A 19,570-nucleotide genomic window follows, 5' to 3' on the forward strand; every position below is an offset into this window, starting at 1 on the left:
GATGCTTCGGACGCCGCTGATGCAGCCTGCGACTGCTTGTTGGGTGATACCGCACAGCCCGCGCTCTCTGGAAATTAAATCTTCAGGATAATCAGGCACGCTTGGCAGTTCGGACCTGCGGGACCGTCGGATGGGAGAGCAAGCTTAGGCCAACCATTGTGTCAGATCTGGTGCATCTTGACGTGCAGGACAACCCTGCCTTAACCGGCGAAGTGGACCGCCTTCTGGCGCGCCGTACGCGCGACATCCGCCTCAAAGGCGAGATACGACGCCTGTTTCGAGACCGTATCTGGTCGCAGACGGCGAAGATCATCCGCGCGTGGATGGTCTGGGTTGCAGCGCGGGCGGCGAATTCTACGAGCGGCATTTGAATATCATGCTGTTCGTGGCCATTACGGCCATTATTATCTTCGGCATTCCGCTGGCTTGGACGGTGACCATTGCCGCTCCTTGTCGCTCGGTCTCTATCTGGCTTTTCAGCTGCAGAATCCGGCCATCGGTTTTGGAAGCGCCGTTGCTGCGACCCTGTTTTTCGCCAGTGGGATTTTCGCGACCGTCGCGGCCCGCCGCATCATGACAATTCTCGCGCAGAAGACTTTCTTGTTCGAGCTTCGCGACAGGCACAGGGTCGCCGAACTGGCCAAAGCCAACGATCGACTGGAACTGCTTGCCAAGACCGATCCGCTCACCGGCATCGCCAACCGGCGCTGGATGACGGAAACGCTCGACCAATTGTGGGGCAGTGACAAACGGTGCCTGGACGGCGCGGCGATGCTGATGTGCGACATTGACCACTTCAAGAAGCTGAATGATCACCTTGGCCATGCCGAGGGCGACCGCTGTCTGGTCGAGGTCGCCGGCATCATCCAGGAAAGCGTCAGGCGAGATCGCGATCAAGTGGCCCGCTACGGCGGCGAAGAGTTTCTGGTGCTCCTGCCCGCAGTGAATGAGGAAGAGGCCGTTTCGGTCGCAGAGAGAATTCGCAAGGGCGTTGAGGACGCTGGTTTGCCCAACCCCGGATCGCGCATATCAGGCTGCGTCACCTTGAGCATCGGGGTCGCGGTTCAAGCGTCCGAAGAGGCCATTTCGCCGGAGCAATTGCAGCGTCAAGCGGATGCCGCGCTTTATCTGGCCAAGCAAACGGGGCGAAACCGCGTATTTCTGCACCGAGCGGAGTCTTCGGAGCGCAAACCCATTCGCTCGAAAAGATGATGCCGTCGGGGAGGCCGATGCTGTCGCGCGAGAGCTTCAGCCGATGCGCTTCTCCTCAAACTCATGCAGTTTCTGCCAGTCGAAGGTGACACCCACGCCCGGCTCGTCCGGGGCGATCGCCAGCCCGTCCGCAAGCTTGAGCGGCCGGGTGATGTAGTGGTCGATAATATGCGCCTCGATCCAATCGGATTGGATTGGGTCGTGACCAAGCTCACCTGGCGTTGCTGCAGGCCGGCCGTGCGAGCAAGATTGGTCACCCGCAGCCAGCCTGTGATGCCGCCACAATTGGAAACGTTTGCCATGCTGGTTCGCAGCTGATCGAGAATGAAGTTCAGGTCGACACCGCGGCGATATAGCATTGGCTTCCTTGCGCCGGCGGCCATAGCGTCTAGGGTTCTTCCTCCGAAGTGCGCGAACTGCGTTCGCGCACGGATTGCTCCGTCGCGTCGGCCGCAGACTTGACGATCCCGCCGAGCCGGTCGGCCAACGTCCCTGCCTTCTTGTCTTGCCGACCGGCTTCTTGCTTGACTGTTTCATATGCGTCGGCAGCGACCTGTTCGGCCTGGTCAATGCCTTGGTCGAGCATGGCCCGGGAAGTGTTGCGAAGCTTTTCGCGATAGCCGCCCAGTTGCTCATCCTCCATTGTTGTGTGGGGCAGCATGGCACCTATCGCGGCGCCGATGGCCAGACCGACCGCGGCAACGGCCAAGGGCTGGTCATTCAGTAGCTCCTGCGCCGAACGGCTGGCTCTCGCCGTCATGTCGCTAGTCGCCGATCCTGCGCTCGCCGCATTGTCCGTCAGCCCTTTGGTGGCGCTCCTTGCCGCGTTCAAAATGCTGTCGCTGACGCTACTTGCAGCCGAAGAGAGCGGCGCCGCGGCATCGGCGAGCGTGCTGCCCAACCCTTCGCCGTCCGCCTCATCACGCCGGCCGGGCGCCGTAGCCGCCGCGTGACCGGCCAGGCCTCGGCTGCCGTTTGAAGGACCGCTGCCCAGCATCAACCATGCCAGGCCCGCGCCCACCATCGTGACGGGCAAGGGATTGTCCCTGACCTGCGTTCTCAGGTTGTTGAGCATGGCCGAACTCTCTCCGCCGGAGAAGATGCCGGTGAATTCGTCCAGCAATTGTCCCGGCGTCATTTTGCCTCGGATGGATTCGGCGGTTTCCACCACCCTGGCGCGCGCGGCCTCCGCCTCGCGTTCAAGTTCAGCTGCGGATTTCTCGTTCATCTCACTTGTTCCTTGATCACATTCGCGTCGCGCCTGAGCTGTTCCTGGGTTCGGTCAGGGGTAAGTTCGGAAGGCGCCATGCTTGCCATTCCGCTCCGCAGCAGGATGACGCCAAGAATTGCCACGACCACACCGACCAAAGGGAGGACCACCCGGCGCCCAGCCCAGCCCGCGTCAGGGCAATGACAAGTGCCTGCAGCAGCACCAGCAGCGCCGCGAGCAGGCAGATCGCGCCGCCCAGCACCTCGGCGGCGCCAGATCCGGCTTTGGTAAGCTTTTCGGACAGTTCCGCCCGTAGAAGTCGGGCTTCGGTTTGCACCAGCGTGGTGGCGTGCTGGGCCAGGTCGGTCACCAGGGTCGCGAGGCTGGGATTGTCTTGCGTGTTCATCGGTCTTGCTCCGCATGCTGCGTGGCGAGATCATCGCCGACATGATCAAATCCCCACGACCCGTCAGCCGGCCGTTCAGCAGGTTGAGCAGTCTGCGAGTCGGCGTCTTCCGAAACGCTCTGAGATGTTTGACGGGTTGCCGGTGGAGAAGCCTTGATGAACCGGCCGAGCGCCAGTCCGGCCAACACCGATCCAGCAAGGAGGACGCCGGGATTTTGCCGGCCGAAAGACTGCACATCCTCAAGCACCTGTGCGAAAGGCTTTTGTTTCAGGGACGAGGAAAGTCGCTCCAGGCCACCGGCGGCGTCCAGGGCAAATTTCGATGCGGTCCGTTCATCGTTGTTGGCCAGGTGATCGCTGGCCGCGCGTAGTGCGCCGCCCAATGCTGCCAGGCTCGACCCGATGTCGCGCTGCGCCTCCTGCGCCTTATCGGAGATGACCTGCGTGGCTTCTGTTGCGTAGTCGCCAGCCTTGTGGGTCAGTTCGTCGCGAGCATCGTGAAGCAGCTCGCTCGCGCGTTCTTTTTCCTGGCGAAGCCTGTCGGAAGCATCACGTTTCGCCTGGTCGAAGTCAGAGGGTTCACGGCCCTGGCCGTCATTGCTTTGCATGGGTCACCTAGTGAAAACCGAGGAAGGAGAGGACCGCGAGCACGACAACGACGAGGCCGATAAGATAAATGACACTGTTCATGGCACGTTCCTCCGTGGCTGCCCAACGTCGAAAAACCTTCGATGTTCCATGGACGAAAAGCTTTTGCGATTCGAGCCGTGACACGCGTGCGCCGACGCGCGATAAAACAGGGCGGGACGGTCTGCCCGGCCATGCCATGTTTACGGCCGTGTCCGATTTTTCGACTGAGTTGGCGGCGATTGTTTGGGCGAGCCTTCATCGCGTGCCACTGCCGCAGCGCGCCATCGGCCGCTATTCCTGCCTTAACCGCCGACCCCGTGACCGGCTGTTGCCTTTTGACGGGCAGGAAGTCGGATTACATTGGGCTGTGCTGCGCCAACATCTCCAACCGGATTGGGCCCGGCCTGCTTGAGGCCGGCGCCGCTATATGACTGCAGATCTGCAATCCCCGCCGCGGCCAAGCCGATGCGCGCCTGCAGCAAACGGGCTAATTCCGGACGCAAGCCGTCCCCCTTCCGGGCGGCTAACGCATGCAGTGACATGAAGCTGTCCATCCACCTGACCTTTCACCGCAAAGCCGAGAGGTTCACCTTCCTGGTCAGGCGACCGCAGACTTTGCACGTCTTGCCTCTTCGAAATCGATCGATAGGACTACATTGCCGCTGCCGTCGCGAACCCGGACCGCCCAATCCTCCCGAGAGGATGGAGAGGCCGGATCGTCGAGCAGATCGATCGCCGACCGCAGTGCCTCATCATGGGCAGCCGCCAAGCTTGGCAGGTCGACGGCCTCAAGCGTCCGCACGTTGCCTTCGTCGTAATATTCGAATGTATATGGGCCTGTCGCCTCGGTTGGTCCGGTCGGCCTGTCGGGAAGAGCATTGTCCTTACGGCTATATTCGTCGGGCGCCACGCTGAAAACAGCGCACTGGACCATCATCTGCTTGGCCCGGCTGAGCAGCGCGGCACCGTCAGGCTTCAGTCGGGAGTCGGACAGGATCATGGTTACGGCGATCTTTTCGCCGCCTTCGCCTAGAAACTCGACCAGAACGTCCTCCGGCCCGGTATGTATCGCGGTATCGAGCACTTGCATCTTCGCCTCGTCGTTTTCATGTGGTCAAAATAAAGCTGCCTCCCGGTTGAAAGTTCCCTTCGGGTGGGACGGTTCCCCAGTGGAATCCCCTAGGACATACCGAACCGTGCTTGAGAGATGTCGCTGGGCCAGGTTAGGCTTCGTCGTGCCCTCCCGAATGCCAGGACGACAATGACCCGCAGGATGCCCGAAACGCTGTCCAGTCGCGCGCGGCGCTGGGCAGTTGAACTCACTCAGCAGAAAAGCATCACCGACGGACGGCGAGGCTGCGTTTCGGTCCGTGGTTGGCGGAGGAACTGCGAGGGGAAACGGCATTTCGGAACGCCGAAATCTGGACGATCGAGATCGCTCCTCAGGACGGCCGCCACTGCGTGGCAATGCTGCTTCGCGGCACTGGTCGCTCGGGCGTACTTTTGACCGGCCACTACGACACCGTCGGAACCAGCGACTACGGGCAATTGGAGCATCTGGCCACTCGGCCAGAGGCCCTGACACAAGCCCTTCGCGAATCCCTCGTCGAAGCCAAGGCTCCGGCGGCAAGATTGGCTCACCACGATTTCGCAGGCGGCGACTTCCTGGCCGGACGTGGCCTTCTCGACATGAAGGCCGGCCTTGCGGCTGGCCTGTCCGTATGCGCGGATTTCGCCGGAGGGCCGAAGCGGTCTGGAAATCTGCTTTTTATCGCCGTGCCGGACGAGGAGAACAATTCCGCCGGCGCCCGTAAGGCGGCGCGGATGCTGCCCGAAATTTGCCAAGAGCGCGACCTCGATCTGATCGCCGCAATCAATCTTGACGCGATCGCCGATGACGGCGACGGAAGCCAAGGTAGCATCATCGCCCTGGGAACAGTGGGCAAGCTGCTACCGACCGCCTATGTCGTCGGCGTTCCTGCACATAGCGGATTTCCGCTGAATGGCCTCAACGCGGCCGCGATCGCCGCCGCAATCGCTGCCCGGGTAGAATAGGCGCCCGAGCTCGCCGAAGCGTGCGGCACGGCACCCGGTACGCCACCCAGCCTGCTTGGAATGCGAGAGGGAAAGACCGGATACGATGTCACCACGCCAAGGACGGCCTACGCCACCTTCAATGTGCTGAGCTATCGCCGCAGCCCCACTGAGGTGCTCGATCGGTTCGACATGCTATGCGCCGAAGCGGCCTCGCGCCTTCTCCAGGAGCTGCAATCTCGCGTCAGTACACACGCCGGACAGGTCGACATGGCGAAGTCTGTTCCGGTCCAGCGGTATGAGACCTTGCTGGAGCATCTCGGCGGGCAGGAGCGGGCGCGGCTCGAAGCTGTTTCCGCCTCGATTGCCGCCGGCGATCTCGCGCTGCCTGAGAAATGCCGATTGATAACGGAGCAGGCCTGGGAACTCAGCCGGTTGACCGGACCGGCAATCGTTACGGGCTTAGGGTCAATCCCCTATCTGCCGAAGAACCTTTCCGAGCTGCCGGCCGCAACCCGGCTGCGAGCCGCGGCCATCGACGTCGCCGCCGAGGCGATGGCGCGCTATGGCAACCCAGTCGATTGCGCGGACAATTTCGCCGGGATTTCGGACATGAGCTTCTTTGGCGAAGCGGCGGAATCCTCTCTCGACATCGTCGCCCGCAACACGCCGGCCTGGAAGGACAGCGTACGCTGGCCGCGGCAATGCGCCCTGCCCCACGTCCCGACGATCAACATCGGTCCTTGGGGAAGAGATTATCACACGCCGCTCGAGCGGTTGCATATCGGGTATGCATTCGATGTCCTGCCACATCTTATCCGCGATGTCTGCACCAAGCTGCTTGAGCCGCACGCGCCTTGATGGGGGCCCTGGCTGGCCCGAGTCAAAGGGTTGAAAGCAAGAGGCGCGCAGCCTATTGTGCCCCCAACGCTGCCCAGCTCAGTCCATCGGCCACATTCTGCGGCCAAGCATGGGGTCCTTCTTCAATGCTCGTAGCGGATAGTCTCTCTCAATGAGGCCTATTGCGCGGCGACAGGCGTTCGGCCGGCCGAACGGCTGTCGCCGAATGACAGCGATCATGCAACGTTTGAAACCAGAGCGACGTCGCATCTGGCCAAGCCGTAGCGCCACCGGTGATCGGTTGCGGCTACCCGGCTCTGGTAGAACAGCGAAAGCTGATTGCCTTCAATCATCACCGTCGAGTGGCCGTTCTCTCCTGGTTGGCCCGGTTCGAGCACAGGACCGATCGAGACGTAAGGCCCGCCAACCTCGTCAGCGATGGCGAAAAACACACGTTGCCGGTTTCCCCTAACGCCATTTGGGAGAAAGCACGTTGCGTTGAGAAGCACCCGGCCATTCGGCAACTCGACCAGTTGTGCGCCTTCTATGCCCCATTCGTAGTCGGGGTCCTCTCTCGTATTGTGGTGAGGAACATCGTTGTGATCGAGGATCTTGCCGATCCGCTTCCACGGACCGAACCAAGAGTCGGACTGGCTGCGCGCCAGATAGATGTCGGGCTGAGGCACCCTGGTGAATTTCGGCATGGCCGAGTAGGCGAGATAGCGCTTGCCGCCAATGACTGCGGGATGAGGATCGTAGATACCATCCTCCTCCGTGTCCGGAATGGCAAGGATGGCCGGGCTGAGAACCACCCAATGGAATCCGTCGTTGGAAACCGCATGCTCGCAACGGCCACCTGACTTCATGAACTCGGTCTGGATGAACATATGGAAGACGCCGCTCTCGTGGATCACACCGGGAGCCGCAACACCAGTGCCGTTGATTGGAAGTTCGATCGGCTCGTGCTCGGCCCAGGGCCCATAAAGATCCGGCGCCGTGGCATGCAGGATTCTCCACGTCTCGGTGGTGACCGTGCCGCTTGACCCGAAGACGTGCCACACACCGCCATCGAAGACAGGACACGGGTCCTTGAGATCATCGACGCTTTGCGGATGAAACAATGGAAAAACATTGGTTTCAAAGTTGATCTTCATATCAGCCCCGGAATTCGCCCGGCATCGGGCAGCGATGCAGGCGAATCATTTGATGTCCTGCCCATTTTATAGCCGACGAGTTCAACGCAAATACGGCAATGCCACTCTCCACCGGGATTGCTCTGTTTCGCACGCGCTCTCGCTGACGGCCGGGTTCCGACAGCCGTTCTTACCGCCGCGACAAGAACCCTCGCATTCGTGAGCGGCAAAGCGGGCGACGTGGCCTCTTCATCTCACTTGGAACAACTCACCTGATTGAAAGTTAGGAGCTGGAATCAAAGTCTAGTTCACCTCTATCTGCGATTAACAAATGTTAATCTCAGTACAAATAAGGTTGATTGAAGGAGCATATCTATGGAAGCGGCCTTTGGCGGGATAACCGGCAGTAAATACGTTCGTCGCGAAAATCTATTGGTTTGCTTCTCACACCTACGATGGAATTTCGTTCACCAACGGCCGCAGCATCTCCTCACACTCGCATCCGCGCAGCAGAGAGTGGTCTACTTTGAAGAACCTGTTTTCGAAGAACTGCCCCAGCCACTGGTGCGGACGAGCGAGGCCTCGGCAAACATTCTAATTGTCACGCCAGTGCTGCCGCTGGGCACCTCGGCGGCGAAAGCAGATGCCATCCAGCGGAGATTTGTTCAGCAGACAATCGCTTCTATGCCGCACAGTCGGTTGATCGCTTGGTACTACACGCCAATGGCTCTTCGCTTCACGGAGTACCTCGACCCGGACATATGCGTCTACGACTGCATGGACGAACTCTCCGCGTTCAAGAATGCGCCGCCCGAACTGGGGCACATGGAAAAGGCTCTTCTGCGCCGCGCCGATCTCGTCTTCACCGGCGGCCTGAGCCTTTTCGAGAGCAAGCGTCATCTGCATCCTGCGATCTACCCCTTTCCGAGCAGCATCGATGTGCAGCACTTTCATGGGGCCAGGAAGCCGGGAAAGGACCCAGCCGATCAGGCCGGCATCCCCCATCCGAGGGTGGGATATTTCGGCGTCATCGACGAAAGACTGGACGTCGGTCTCGTAGCGCTAGCAGGAAAGATCATGCCGGACGTGCATTTCGTGATGCTCGGCCCGGTCGTCAAGATCGACCCTGCAAGGCTCCCGCAAGCCGAAAACCTGCATTGGTTGGGACCGAAAGCTTACTGCGACCTGCCCGACTATTTGCGCCATTGGGACGCCGGTTGGATGCCGTTTGCACTCAACGAGGCGACCCGCTTCATCAGCCCGACCAAGACGCCGGAATTCCTCGCGGCGGGTCTGCCGGTGGTCTCGACGGCGATCGTCGATGTCGTACGTAGCTACGGTGCTGCCGGCGTGGTGGAGATCGCCGACGGTGACGATCTGGAAATCAAGCTGCGCTCCGTCCTTACGCGACCGCGTCAGCCTCTGCTGCAGCAAGTCGATGCCTACCTAGCGGACATGTCCTGGGAGAAAACATGGAATGCCATGGCAGCTCACATCGAGTGCGCCTATCAACGCAAGAAGGTCGTGCCCCTTCGCAGGAGCGCATGACCATGTTCGATTGGCTGGTCGTTGGCGCCGGCTTTGCCGGCAGCGTGATTGCTGAAAGAATAGCTTCGCAGCGCCGCGAGAGCGTGCTCCTGGTCGATCGCCGCAGCCACATCGGCGGCAACGCCTATGATTGCTACAATGAAGCCGGCATCCTTATCCATCGCTACGGGCCGCATATCTTCCACACCAACAGCCAGGCGATCGTGGACTACCTGTCGCAGTTCACCGAATGGCGGTCATACGAGCACAGGGTGCTGGCGGCGGTGGACGGGAAACTCGTTCCCATCCCGATCAATCTCGACACGATCAACCGCCTTTATGGGCTCAACCTTACCTCGACGCAGCTGGAGGATTTCTTTGCGTCGCGACGCGAGACCGTGGAGGACGTTCACACGGCTGAGGACGTCGTGGTCAGCACCGTGGGACGTGAGCTCTACGAGAAGTTCTTCCGGGGCTACACCAGGAAGCAATGGGGCGTCGATCCCAGTCAATTGAGCAAATCGGTGACAGCACGAGTGCCGACCAGGACCAACCGCGACGACCGCTATTTCAGCGACAGCTTCCAGAAAATGCCAGCTGGCGGGTACACACGGATGTTCGAACGTATGCTCGATCATCCGAACATCAAGATCCTGCTGCAGACTGATTTTCGCGAGATTCGTGAGAAGATACCGTTCAGACGCCTGATTTATACCGGCCCAATCGATGAATATTTCGGCTGGCAGCTCGGGCACCTTCCCTATCGCTCGCTTCGCTTCGAGCACATTACACTGGACCGCGAACAGTTTCAGCCGGTCGCTGTCGTCAACTATCCCCAGACAGAAGATTACACACGCATCACCGAGTACAAACATCTTACCGGCCAACAGAGCGCTCGGACCAGCCTGACCTACGAATATCCCACCGACATCGGGGACCCATATTACCCGGTGCCGCGGGCCGAAAACGAAGCGCTCTACAAGCGCTATGAAGCGCTTTCCACAACCTGTCTCGACGTGTGGTTTGTCGGTCGCCTGGCAACATACCGCTATTACAACATGGACCAGGTGGTCGGGCAGGCCCTGGCTACTTTCTCTCGCATCCAAAAGAGCATCCCGGAGTCGCCATTTGCGGAGCGGGCGGTAAGCTCCCCCGCATACAGGACTTAAAAGCTCGGGGGCGGCGAAATTGAAACGAGAATTACGCTGGACACAAACGTCGATTCAGAAAGCCGTTCCGTATTCCTTGTCGGTTTACGCAACGCCCATGCTGCCATGGAAAACCAGGCGCTATCGGATAATGAAACCACAAGTCGGGCGTAGAGAGAATTATCCGGGAGGCGAACGACCGCTTGCGTCGGCACATTCAGGAAACCGAAGGCCAGATCACGCGACTTGAAACCGTCCTGGAGGACCTCGACGAAGAGCACTCCACTCTAAAGGATACGGCGTTGTCGATGTTGGCAGCATGGCTGCTGCCATGGGACATTCGAGAGCCGGCGACGAAATCATCAAGATCAGCCTGGCGAACTTCGCTTCGAAAACGACGAGATTGCCGCTTACAATTCGCGGTTGGTGCTCGCCGAGGCCGGTGGCTTCGAGGACGCTGAACGGGTTCTCAAGCACGATCTAAGCGAAGAGGAAGCCATGGCCAATTGGCTGAAGGAACCTGAGCGACGTCACCTGGCGGTATGCCAAGCTGCGCGAGGCGGGGGAACCGCAAAGAGCTGATCAAACGGGGCGCGGGCGTTCATAGCAGACGCCCCGCGCCGGGCCACATCCGTCAGCCCGTCCGGTTCGCGGCGAACAAAGCTTGCTGGCGGATCAATTCGTCCGCGATGGGCCTGCGCAGGCGCCTCATGCCATCTGCCTGGACGACCGAAAACAATCCCACCTCCGCATGTCGCGAATTGTCCCAGCCGGGATAGGCCGTTATCGGGTAAAGGCAAACACCCTCGATCGTTGCTTCGAGACTCATCGCGGCCCGCACCTCGTCGCAAACATAGTGGAGCCAAGCCGGCCCGCCGGATCCTTCGGAGCCGGTCTCGGCAATGAACATCGGCTTGCCGTAACGATGAGCGACCTCGAGCAGCATTTCCGACAGAGCACGGTACTCGTGGTGTCCCATCGGAATTGTCGGCCCGTTTATGTACCATTGATTGTGCGGATAAAAATTCAGGCCCACGACATCCACAATATCTTCGCTCCCGCCGAGCTCAGGTTCGGCGCGGCCCAACAGCATATCGTAGGCTTCGAACTGCCCCCGACGGGCGTTTTCGGCCCGGCGCCGTTCGCCGCGGGTCCGGTCGCGAGGAGCAATGTGGATAAGCGGCTCGGCCCAGACAAATCTGCAGGCGGGGTCGATCTCGCGCATTGCACGAACCCCCGCGATGGCGGCCTTGACGAGATGTCGCTTGAACCATCCCCTTTTGTTCGGCCCCACGCGCGGGAAATAGCCGACCTCGACGGCCCATGCGAAAAAGGAGATTTCGTTGATCGGGCACAACAGAGGCGGTGTTCCGGCGATCGAACGGTGTACCCTCACGGCCTCCGCTGCGAAGGAAGCATAAGCGTCGATGAAATGCATCGACCCTTGATCCACATGGTCTGGCGATCCGTAATGGAAGATGTCCCAGATAACCTGGACACCCGCCGATCGGGCCGCCTCGACCATCGGCGCCCAACTTGACCAGTCATAGGTTCCGGGGGCGGTTTCGATCAAGTGCCAACGCAGCCCGTCGCGGACGGTGCGAAGGCCGAGATCCGCGCAGCCGCGATAATCGCCCAGGGCATGTAAATTGTGCGAGGTCGCACGAATGAGGTCGAGGCGAACGCCGTCCTTGCGGCGGTGCGAGGAGCACTCGAAGCCGGCCATGAAAAAACTGGCAAAGCGTGACGCTCCCGGAACCGAAGCCTCCCCTTCATGGCCGTCCGTTTGCCGCATTCCAGTCATCTCGAGGTCTCCATGGGCAATCGGTTTCGAACTCGGTCTTGTTCGGGAAGCGAGCGCCGGGGCGCAATACTGCATCCGCTGGGGTAAGTCTGTTCTCGGTCCGGCATACCCCCTTGTCCTTGCGTGGCCAGGTTGTGCCGAACCGATTTTTCGAACGTTTGTTCCCGTGCTCGGCTGCCCGGGAGCCAAGTGGCAAACGGCAAGCAGGAACAAGGAGCGCCGAACCAAGTTCGGGGCGATAACCACCCTGTCGAACAATCGACCGGGTTCTCAGTACTCAGTACCAAGCAGATCAACAGAGGCACGGGATCGTATGACTGTTCAAATTCGACTTTCCGAGATCGACCACGCCAGGCGAGAGGATCGTGGCGACGGTGCATGGAGCATCGCATCAGACTTGGGCTATTTGCGGCTATCAATTGTGAACGTCGTGTTCTTCGGCGCCCCAGGCAGCGGAGATCGGAACTGGGTGCTGATCGACACGGGGTTGCCGACGTCTAAAAGCAGCATCGTTGCGGCCGCGGAAAGTCGGTTTGGGACCGGCGCGCGGCCCGCCGCGATCATCTTGACGCACGGCCATTTCGATCATGTGGGCACGGTTCTGGACCTCGCCAATGCCTGGGACGTCCCTGTCTTCGCGCATCCACTCGAGCGTCCCTATCTGGACGGAACCAGGTCCTATTCGCCCCCGGATCCCTGGGTGGGAGGTGGACTGATGGCACTGCTTTCGCCGCTCTTTCCACGCGGGCCGATCGATCTTGGCAACAGGTTGCAGATCCTGCCGGCCGACGGATCGCTTCCGGCAATGTCTGGATGGCGATGGCTGCACACACCCGGACATGCTCCAGGGCATGTCTCGCTCTGGCGCGAGGAAGACCGCTCGTTGATCGTGGGCGATGCGTTCATCACCACGGGTCAGGAGTCGGTCTATGAAGTCGCCGTTCAGGATCTCGAGATGCACGGTCCGCCGCGCTACTTCACGCCGGACTGGGACGCGGCGGAAAGATCCGTGAAGCAATTGGCTGCGCTAAAACCGCAGATGGTCATCAGCGGACATGGGGCGGCGGCCGCGGGCGTTGGCATGCGCCAAGCTCTTGACACCCTGGCTGACCGGTTCAGGGAGGTCGCCGTGCCGCCGAAAATGAAATTCGCGCGCGAACCGGCAACTGTCCCAAGTAGCTGAGCCCGTACGACCCGCCGATCTCTGTCGCTGCTCAGAAACCGGCAAAATTGAGTCGGGGCCGATCAAGTGTCCGCCGGGTTGCGCCAGCGGAAACGAGGGTTCTCCAAAGCTTCCCCGGCGCCATGGATAGGCGTCGGCGGAACAAACCCGGGAGGCGCCAGTTAGGGCGTTCGTTCGGCGGTGGGCGGCACCCGGCGAACTGCCTTGGAGTTCTGCGTGAGGGGAAACGTCAGATGCAAAACGCGACGGACCGGCGGCCCTGCGATGGGCGCTCTCCAAGTTGCGCGGCGGAGTTGGCATTGCCGCAATCGAGCGCCCGGTTGGCACACCCTCTGCTGTGGATACCGGCCATCGCATTCATGCCAGGTTGCGCGGGTGGTGTGCTCGATCCGCAAGGTCCAATTGGCGCGGGCAATCGCACGATCCTTCTGAACTCGCTGACGGTTATGCTGGTGATCGTGGTTCCGACGCTGATCGCATTGCTGGCCTTCGCCTGGAAATTCCGCGCCAGGAACCGGAGTGCTCGTTACGATCCGGAATTCACCTATTCCGGCCGGATCGAGTTGATCTGGTCGATCCCGACGCTCACCATCTCTTTCTCGGTGGGTTGATCTACTATGGATCATACCACCTCGATCCGCGCCAACCGATCGAGTCCGGCCAGCGGCCTCTGGATGTGCAGGTCGTGGCGCTCGACTGGAAATGGCTGTTCCTCTATCCAGCGCAAGGCGTGGGAGCGGTTAATCAGCTGGTCATTCCGGCCGGCGTTCCGGTGCATTTCAAGCTGACGTCGGCCAGCGTGATGAACACGTTCTTCGTGCCTCAGCTTGGCAGCATGGTTTACGTCGTGAACGGCATGCAGACCGAGCTGCATCTGCAGGCCGACAGAGAAGGCAGCTATTTCGGTCAGTCGGCCCAATTCAGCGGCGACGGCTTCTCGGACATGAACTTCCGCGCGAACGCAGTTTCGTCCGATGCCTTCACCCGCTGGGCCGCGTCGCTGCTTGGCGGCGGCGAACTCAACGCCAGCGCTTATCGCGACCTCGCTCGGCAAAGCAAAAACGTGCCGCCGGCCTCGTTCGGCCGTGTGCAGCCTGGGCTGTTCGAGGCAGTTGTTCATCAGGCCCTGCCGCCGGGCCCGGGGCCTTCTGAAAGCGCGGCCAGCGGCGAGCCACAGGTGAGTCCAAAGGAAATACCCGCGGTGGCGGCGCCACCCATGGCGCATCGTCCACAAGCAGAAGGGGCAGAATGACGATGCTGGGCAAGCTCGACTGGTCGGCCATTCCTTTCGATCAACCCATCCCGCTCGGTGCGGCCCTCGGCGTCTTTCTGGCAGCAGCCGCCGTGCTTGGCTGGATCACGGTGAAGGGCTACTGGCCCTATCTCTGGAGCGAGTGGATAACCTCGGTCGACCACAAGCGGATCGGCGTGATGTACATCGTGCTGGCGATGCTCATGCTTCTGCGTGGCTTCGTCGATGCCATCATGATGCGCACACAACAAGTGCTGGCGATCCACGGACCGGGCTACCTGCCGCCCGAGCATTATGACCAGATCTTTTCCGCACACGGCACGATCATGATCTTCTTCGCGGCGATGCCTTTCATGATCGGCCTGATGAATTTCGTTGTGCCTCTGCAGCTTGGCATACGCGATGTCGCCTTTCCGACACTCAATTCCGTCAGCTTCTGGCTGACGGCTTCCGGAGCCCTGCTGGTCAACATCTCACTTGTCGTCGGCGAGTTCGCGCGCACCGGCTGGCTGCCCTACGCCCCCTTGTCGGAAACCACCTACTCGCCGGGCGTCGGCGTCGATTACTATCTGTGGTCGATCCAGATCTCCGGTGTCGGAACGCTCCTGACCGGCGTCAACCTGGTGACGACCATCCTCAAGATACGTGCCCCGGGAATGGGCTATCTGCGAATGCCGATGTTCTGCTGGACCTCGCTCGCGTCCAACCTGCTCATTGTCGCGGCCTTCCCGATCCTCACCGCCACGCTCGCGATACTGACGCTGGACCGCTATCTCGGCTTCCATTTCTTCACCAACGAAGCCGGCGGAAATCAGATGATGTTCGTCAACCTGATCTGGGCCTGGGGCCATCCCGAAGTGTACATTCTGGTGCTTCCTGCCTTCGGTATCTTTTCCGAAATCTTCTCGACTTTCTCGTCAAAGCCGCTGTTCGGATACCGTTCGATGGTCGCGGCCACGATGTTCATCTGCATCGTGTCCTTCATGGTCTGGCTGCACCATTTCTTCACCATGGGCGCCGGAGCGGACGTCAACGCAGCCTTCGGCATCGCCACGTCAGTCATCGCGGTCGGCACCGGCGTAAAGATCTACAACTGGCTCTTCACCATGTATGGCGGGCGCGTTCGCTTCGACACGCCGATGCTTTGGGCGCTGGCTTTCGTGACCACCTTCACAATTGGCGGCATGACTGGCGTTCTGCTTGCCGTCCCACCGGCCGACTTCGTGCTGCACAACTCTCTTTTCCTGGTGGCCCATTTCCACAACGTCATCATTTCGGGCGTGCTGTTCGGCGCTTTCGCCGGCTTCACCTACTGGTTCCCCAAGGCGTTCGGCTTCCGCTTGCACGAAGGCTGGGGGAAGGCGGCATTCTGGGTCACCTTGGCCGGCTACGTGCTGGTCTTCGTGCCGCTTTATGTCGTCGGTCTGCTCGGCATGACGCGGCGCCTGCAACATATCGACTTGGATCTTTGGACGCCGTGGCTGGTTGTGGCCGCGTTCGGCGTTCTGGTCATGATCGCCGGCGCCGCCCTGCAGATCGCACAGCTTCTCGTTTCGATCCGGCTTCGCGACAGACTTCGTGACGAAACCGGCGACCGGTGGGACGGGCGTTCGCTGGAATGGTCGACATCATCCCCTCCTCCCGTCTTCAACTATGCGCGGCTGCCTCACGTCGAGAACGAAGAGCCCTACTGGCGCATCAAGCAAAGAGGGATTGAGCAGAGCGCAGACGAGGACAATGAATACGAGCCCATCGAGATGCCGCGCAACAGCCCGACAGGCTTCGTCACCGCCTTCTTCAGCACGCTGATCGGCTTTGCGCTGATCTGGCACATATGGTGGCTGGCGATCGTCGACTTCATCGGCGCCTATATCACCTTCGTCGCCTTCGCCTGGCGCGATCATGGGGACTACGAGATCGCCGCCGACGAGGTTGCGCGCATCGACCAGGACCGCGAGGCCGCGCAGTTTGCCTGGTTGCGCAGATGGGAGCGCCCGGCATGAGCGATCACGCTTTACCCGGCGGCTTCGGCGCGGGCACCCAGACACGAGACCCCTGTCGGCTTGGTCACGGCGGCCGGCACGGCGTGCGCTCCGCGACCGGCCACGGAGAAGGCGGGCCAGCCTCGAAATTCGTCACCGTGGCATATGGCTTCTGGATCTTTCTGCTGTCCGACATCATCATATTCTCGGCCTTCTTCGCGGCGTATGCCGTGCTTGCCAAGGCGACCGCCGGCGGACCGACCGGCAAGGATTTGTTCGAGCCCACGCGCGTCGCCGTGCAGACGGGCCTCCTCCTCACCTCAAGCTTCACCGGTGGCTTGGCATCGCTCGCGACCCACCGCAGATCGATGGCTGCCACGCAGTCCTGGCTTCTCGTCACCGGGTTGCTCGGGGCAGCCTTCCTGTTCCTGGAGGTGCAGGAGTTCACGGCAATGATCGGCGAGCAGGCAGGCCCCTCGCGCAGCGCATTTCTTTCAGCCTTTTTTGCGCTCGTAGGCTGCCACGGGACCCACGTCGGACTTGGGCTGCTCTGGCTGGGCACCATGATGGCGCAGCTGTGGGTCAAGGGCTTTCGGCCGGACATTTTGCGGCGGCTGCATTGCTTCAGCCTTTTCTGGCACGCACTCGACATCGTCTGGGTTGCCATCTTCACCCTGGTCTATGTATTGGGAGCATCGCCATGACAGAGACCGAGAGCAGGCCCGGCGAAATACAGGACCGCCGCGATTCAGCACCGGGCGAGGAACGCATAACAGAGCACGAAATGGCTGGCGGGCTTTTGGGCTACCTGCTCGGCTTCGGCCTGGCCATCCTGCTCACGATTGCGTCGTTCATGGCGGCGCAAACCAACCTGATTTACCAGCCGGCGGTCATCTCGGCCCTGGTGGTGCTCACTGTCGCGCAGATGGGTGTGCATCTTGTCTTCTTTCTGCACCTGACCACCGGGCCGGACAACACCAACAACATCCTGGCCCTCGCCTTCGGCGTGCTGATCGTGGCGCTGGTGGTTCTGGGCTCAGTCTGGATCATGGCCCACCTGAATGAGAACATGGCTGCCATGTCGACCCATCAGGCCACAACAATGCCTTGAGCGACCTGCAGCTTGCCCGAGCACCGAAGCCTATCCACCAGAATCCGAGAGGCCAAACGAGCGCTCTCTTCCACCTCATCTGGCTGATACAAAGGTGTCTTTGCTGCGCGCCGGTGGCCTGCGGCGAGCGCGCCGCTTGGCAACGGTGCTCAGTGCAACCGGCGGCTCCCTCGACAGCGCCCCCGTCACCGCGCTCACCATGTCGAGCGCGACGAAGTCAGCATTAATGTCGTTGGCTAATTTACCGGCTGTCTCTCCATGGTCGTCGTCGTTTCCTCCCCAGAACACTACGCCCACCCGTATCGCTGGATTGATGCGTTTTATGCGACGCACCATAAAACGCGCATGTTTGACGGAGTTGCGGTTCAGGAACCCGATCGCGACAGTGTTCAGCCCATCCAGCTGCAGCCGGCGAATGCTCGCCGGATGCAGCTCTGCAAAACTGGCCTTTGACGTGACCGCGCCTTGGGTCAGCAACACCTGCCCCAGCATCGCCGCGGCCGCGTCGTCGAGTTCGCCGCGGCCGCCGGCACAAAGTACGGCCAGGCCGGTGCCGTCTGGGAGATCGACGTCCTGTCCTGCTTCCCCATCGATTGCCTTCTCCCTGTCCGAGCCAGACGCATCGCCCGTAGCGATATCGTCCTCCTCCGCTTCCTCCTGAGCGCTGTCGTCAAGATTCGCCACCAATGTCTGGGCGCTGGCAGCCAGCTGCCGCAGTTGGTGATCATCCATCACGCCCCTGACCCGGTCTTGTTCGCCGAGCAGCAGGGCGGGAACCGCGACCTTGCCGTAGAACTCGAACAGATATTGTTCCTCGAGAATCTCCTCGGCGTGGTCCGTGGCTTCTTCTGGATCGCCGGCCAGCAGACGCTGATACAGCCGGGCATGTGGCTCGAGCACAGGTTCGTTGCCAAACAAAACGTCGAGGAACTCGAACTGCGCCACATGCCTGCCCAGCACGACGAGACAGACCGTGAGCGGCGTAGACAAAACCAGACCGAGAGGTCCCCAGAGCCAGGTCCAGAAAATCGCGGCTACGATGATTGCCAAGGGAGAGAGCCCTGTGCGGGACCCGTAGAGCCAGGGTTCGATGACGTTGCCAGTGATAACTTCCATGATCACGAACAGCGCGGCTGTCCATAGTACGAGCGACCATCCAGGAGCCACGGCCAGAGCAAGGAACAAGGGCAGCAGTGCACCGATGATAGGACCGATATAGGGAACGAAGCGCAGCGCCAACGCCAGCAACCCCCACAGCAGTGCATTGGGGATCCCAAGGACCCACAGCCCGATCGAGATCGGAACGGCGTACAAGATGTTCACGACCAGTTGCATGAGCAGATAGCGGCCGAGCCGCTTGCCGGCGTCCTGGAGCGCTTCGGTGGTTCTGTGAAGGTCGCCGTAGCCGACCAACCTTATGAACCGATCTCGAAGATCCTCGCGCTCGAGCAGCATGAAAATAACGACGACAATTATGAGCCCCGCTGACGCCAGCGGACTGATAAGCGGGGCGATCAGGTTTTGCAGGATCTCGAGCGGCCTTTCGCGCGATACGATCTCAACGGGAACCGGTTCGCGTTGAGGCTGGCTGGCTGCTGGCTGCGAGGGCTCCTGCTTGTTGATCTCCTGGCCAACGCGCTCGATCACTCCGGTCAACCTGGCGATGATGCCGCCGCCGACGCCGGTTTCTTTCAGGGACCTGACCTTGGTCAGGATATTCGCTTGGTAAAGCGAAACATTCTGCGCCAGCTCACCGACTTGCGTAACGACAACGAAGGAGAACAGGGCGAGCGCTGCGAAGGTGCCAAGCACGCTGGAGATGACGGCTGCAAGGCGGGGAATGCCGATCCGTTTGAGCGCGGAAACCACCGGCGCAAGCGCGAAGGTGAACAGCAGCGCGATGGCAATGGGGAGGAATACCTCGCGGCCGAAATATAATGCGGCAACTACTGTCACGACAGTCGCTACCGTGGGCAAAGCAGTGCGCGGGTGTGCCGTGGTCCCTATGTCGATGTCCCTCAACCGAGGAACAGAGGGTTGCGCGCCGTTTAGCCGACTTGTCGCCATCCAATTCTCCTGCCCAACTCCGCATGATCAG

At 60.8% G+C, this 19,570-nt stretch carries 21 protein-coding genes and 1 pseudogene; 14 read left to right on the forward strand and 8 right to left on the reverse strand.

Annotated elements, in window-relative coordinates; translation table 11 throughout:
* Positions 1-158: 158 nt before the first annotated feature.
* Positions 159-1,212: pseudogene (locus ACVDG8_RS08135) on the forward strand (GGDEF domain-containing protein).
* A gap of 36 nt (positions 1,213-1,248) precedes the next feature.
* Here the strand turns inward: ACVDG8_RS08135 and ACVDG8_RS08140 are convergent.
* The 4 genes from ACVDG8_RS08140 to ACVDG8_RS08155 form a co-directional block, all read right to left on the reverse strand.
* A complete protein-coding gene (locus ACVDG8_RS08140; protein ID WP_447254252.1) occupies positions 1,249-1,497 on the reverse strand; it encodes a hypothetical protein in 249 nt (82 codons plus the stop codon).
* 103 nt (positions 1,498-1,600) lie between these two features.
* Entirely contained in the window at positions 1,601-2,440 is an 840-nt protein-coding gene (locus ACVDG8_RS08145) for a hypothetical protein (protein ID WP_447254253.1), read from the reverse strand.
* A 16-nt stretch (positions 2,441-2,456) separates the two neighbouring features.
* Complete coding sequence (locus tag ACVDG8_RS08150) at positions 2,457-2,828, reverse strand: phage holin family protein (protein WP_455707627.1); 372 nt, start codon at positions 2,826-2,828, stop codon at positions 2,457-2,459.
* Complete coding sequence (locus ACVDG8_RS08155; protein WP_447254255.1) at positions 2,825-3,436, reverse strand: hypothetical protein; 612 nt, start codon at positions 3,434-3,436, stop codon at positions 2,825-2,827. The genes ACVDG8_RS08150 and ACVDG8_RS08155 overlap by 4 nt, the downstream gene beginning before the upstream one ends.
* Before the next feature lie 68 nt (positions 3,437-3,504).
* Here ACVDG8_RS08155 and ACVDG8_RS08160 point away from each other — a divergent pair, with 68 nt between their 5' ends.
* Entirely contained in the window at positions 3,505-3,870 is a 366-nt protein-coding gene (locus tag ACVDG8_RS08160; protein WP_447254256.1) for a hypothetical protein, read from the forward strand.
* Between the two features lie 186 nt (positions 3,871-4,056).
* Here ACVDG8_RS08160 and ACVDG8_RS08165 read toward each other — a convergent pair whose 3' ends face one another.
* Entirely contained in the window at positions 4,057-4,548 is a 492-nt protein-coding gene (locus ACVDG8_RS08165) for a DUF6894 family protein (protein WP_447254257.1), read from the reverse strand.
* Positions 4,549-4,832: 284 nt separating this feature from the next.
* On the opposite strand from ACVDG8_RS08165, the gene ACVDG8_RS08170 reads away from it, so the two are divergent.
* Both ACVDG8_RS08170 and ACVDG8_RS08175 read left to right on the forward strand, forming a co-directional pair.
* Positions 4,833-5,513, forward strand: coding sequence for a M20/M25/M40 family metallo-hydrolase (locus ACVDG8_RS08170; protein ID WP_447254258.1), 681 nt, complete (start codon positions 4,833-4,835; stop codon positions 5,511-5,513).
* Between the two features lie 60 nt (positions 5,514-5,573).
* A complete protein-coding gene (locus ACVDG8_RS08175) occupies positions 5,574-6,353 on the forward strand; it encodes a hypothetical protein (protein WP_447254259.1) in 780 nt (259 codons plus the stop codon).
* 215 nt (positions 6,354-6,568) lie between these two features.
* On the opposite strand, the gene ACVDG8_RS08180 is transcribed toward ACVDG8_RS08175, so the two are convergent.
* Entirely contained in the window at positions 6,569-7,486 is a 918-nt protein-coding gene (locus tag ACVDG8_RS08180; protein WP_447254260.1) for a hypothetical protein, read from the reverse strand.
* A 354-nt stretch (positions 7,487-7,840) separates the two neighbouring features.
* Here ACVDG8_RS08180 and ACVDG8_RS08185 point away from each other — a divergent pair, with 354 nt between their 5' ends.
* The 4 genes from ACVDG8_RS08185 (at position 7,841) to ACVDG8_RS08200 (ending at position 10,722) form a co-directional block, all read left to right on the forward strand.
* Positions 7,841-9,013 (forward strand): glycosyltransferase family 1 protein, encoded by a 1,173-nt coding sequence (locus tag ACVDG8_RS08185; protein ID WP_447254261.1) that lies wholly within the window; start codon positions 7,841-7,843, stop codon positions 9,011-9,013.
* Between the two features lie 2 nt (positions 9,014-9,015).
* A complete protein-coding gene (gene glf, locus ACVDG8_RS08190) occupies positions 9,016-10,161 on the forward strand; it encodes a UDP-galactopyranose mutase (RefSeq protein ID WP_447257264.1) in 1,146 nt (381 codons plus the stop codon).
* Positions 10,162-10,343: 182 nt separating this feature from the next.
* A complete protein-coding gene (locus tag ACVDG8_RS08195) occupies positions 10,344-10,601 on the forward strand; it encodes a DUF892 family protein (RefSeq protein ID WP_447254262.1) in 258 nt (85 codons plus the stop codon).
* Positions 10,567-10,722 carry a hypothetical protein gene (locus ACVDG8_RS08200; RefSeq protein ID WP_447257265.1) on the forward strand — a complete coding sequence of 52 codons (156 nt, stop codon included), beginning with the start codon at positions 10,567-10,569 and terminating at the stop codon, positions 10,720-10,722. Before ACVDG8_RS08195 ends, ACVDG8_RS08200 begins: the two co-directional genes overlap by 35 nt.
* Before the next feature lie 52 nt (positions 10,723-10,774).
* Here ACVDG8_RS08200 and ACVDG8_RS08205 read toward each other — a convergent pair whose 3' ends face one another.
* Positions 10,775-11,944 carry a beta-glucosidase gene (locus tag ACVDG8_RS08205; RefSeq protein ID WP_447254263.1) on the reverse strand — a complete coding sequence of 390 codons (1,170 nt, stop codon included), beginning with the start codon at positions 11,942-11,944 and terminating at the stop codon, positions 10,775-10,777.
* 313 nt (positions 11,945-12,257) lie between these two features.
* Here ACVDG8_RS08205 and ACVDG8_RS08210 point away from each other — a divergent pair, with 313 nt between their 5' ends.
* The 6 genes from ACVDG8_RS08210 to cyoD all read left to right on the forward strand — a co-directional run bounded on the left by ACVDG8_RS08210 (position 12,258) and on the right by cyoD (position 17,472).
* The gene (locus ACVDG8_RS08210) at positions 12,258-13,127 is read left to right on the forward strand and encodes an MBL fold metallo-hydrolase (protein ID WP_447254264.1); all 870 of its coding nucleotides are present in this window, start codon (positions 12,258-12,260) and stop codon (positions 13,125-13,127) included.
* A gap of 299 nt (positions 13,128-13,426) precedes the next feature.
* On the forward strand, positions 13,427-13,738 hold the full coding sequence (locus tag ACVDG8_RS08215; protein ID WP_447254265.1) for a hypothetical protein: 312 nt from the start codon (positions 13,427-13,429) through the stop codon (positions 13,736-13,738).
* 74 nt (positions 13,739-13,812) lie between these two features.
* Entirely contained in the window at positions 13,813-14,379 is a 567-nt protein-coding gene (locus ACVDG8_RS08220) for a cytochrome ubiquinol oxidase subunit II (protein ID WP_447254266.1), read from the forward strand.
* 2 nt (positions 14,380-14,381) lie between these two features.
* The gene (cyoB, locus tag ACVDG8_RS08225; RefSeq protein ID WP_447257266.1) at positions 14,382-16,382 is read left to right on the forward strand and encodes a cytochrome o ubiquinol oxidase subunit I; all 2,001 of its coding nucleotides are present in this window, start codon (positions 14,382-14,384) and stop codon (positions 16,380-16,382) included.
* Positions 16,379-17,065 (forward strand): cytochrome (ubi)quinol oxidase subunit III, encoded by a 687-nt coding sequence (locus ACVDG8_RS08230; RefSeq protein ID WP_447254267.1) that lies wholly within the window; start codon positions 16,379-16,381, stop codon positions 17,063-17,065. Before cyoB ends, ACVDG8_RS08230 begins: the two co-directional genes overlap by 4 nt.
* Positions 17,062-17,472 (forward strand): cytochrome o ubiquinol oxidase subunit IV, encoded by a 411-nt coding sequence (gene cyoD / locus ACVDG8_RS08235; RefSeq protein ID WP_447254268.1) that lies wholly within the window; start codon positions 17,062-17,064, stop codon positions 17,470-17,472. The genes ACVDG8_RS08230 and cyoD overlap by 4 nt, the downstream gene beginning before the upstream one ends.
* 75 nt (positions 17,473-17,547) lie before the next feature.
* Here cyoD and ACVDG8_RS08240 read toward each other — a convergent pair whose 3' ends face one another.
* A complete protein-coding gene (locus tag ACVDG8_RS08240; RefSeq protein WP_447254269.1) occupies positions 17,548-19,539 on the reverse strand; it encodes an AI-2E family transporter in 1,992 nt (663 codons plus the stop codon).
* Between the last annotated feature and the right edge of the window lie 31 nt (positions 19,540-19,570).

The organism is Mesorhizobium sp. ORM8.1 (assembly GCF_053005525.2).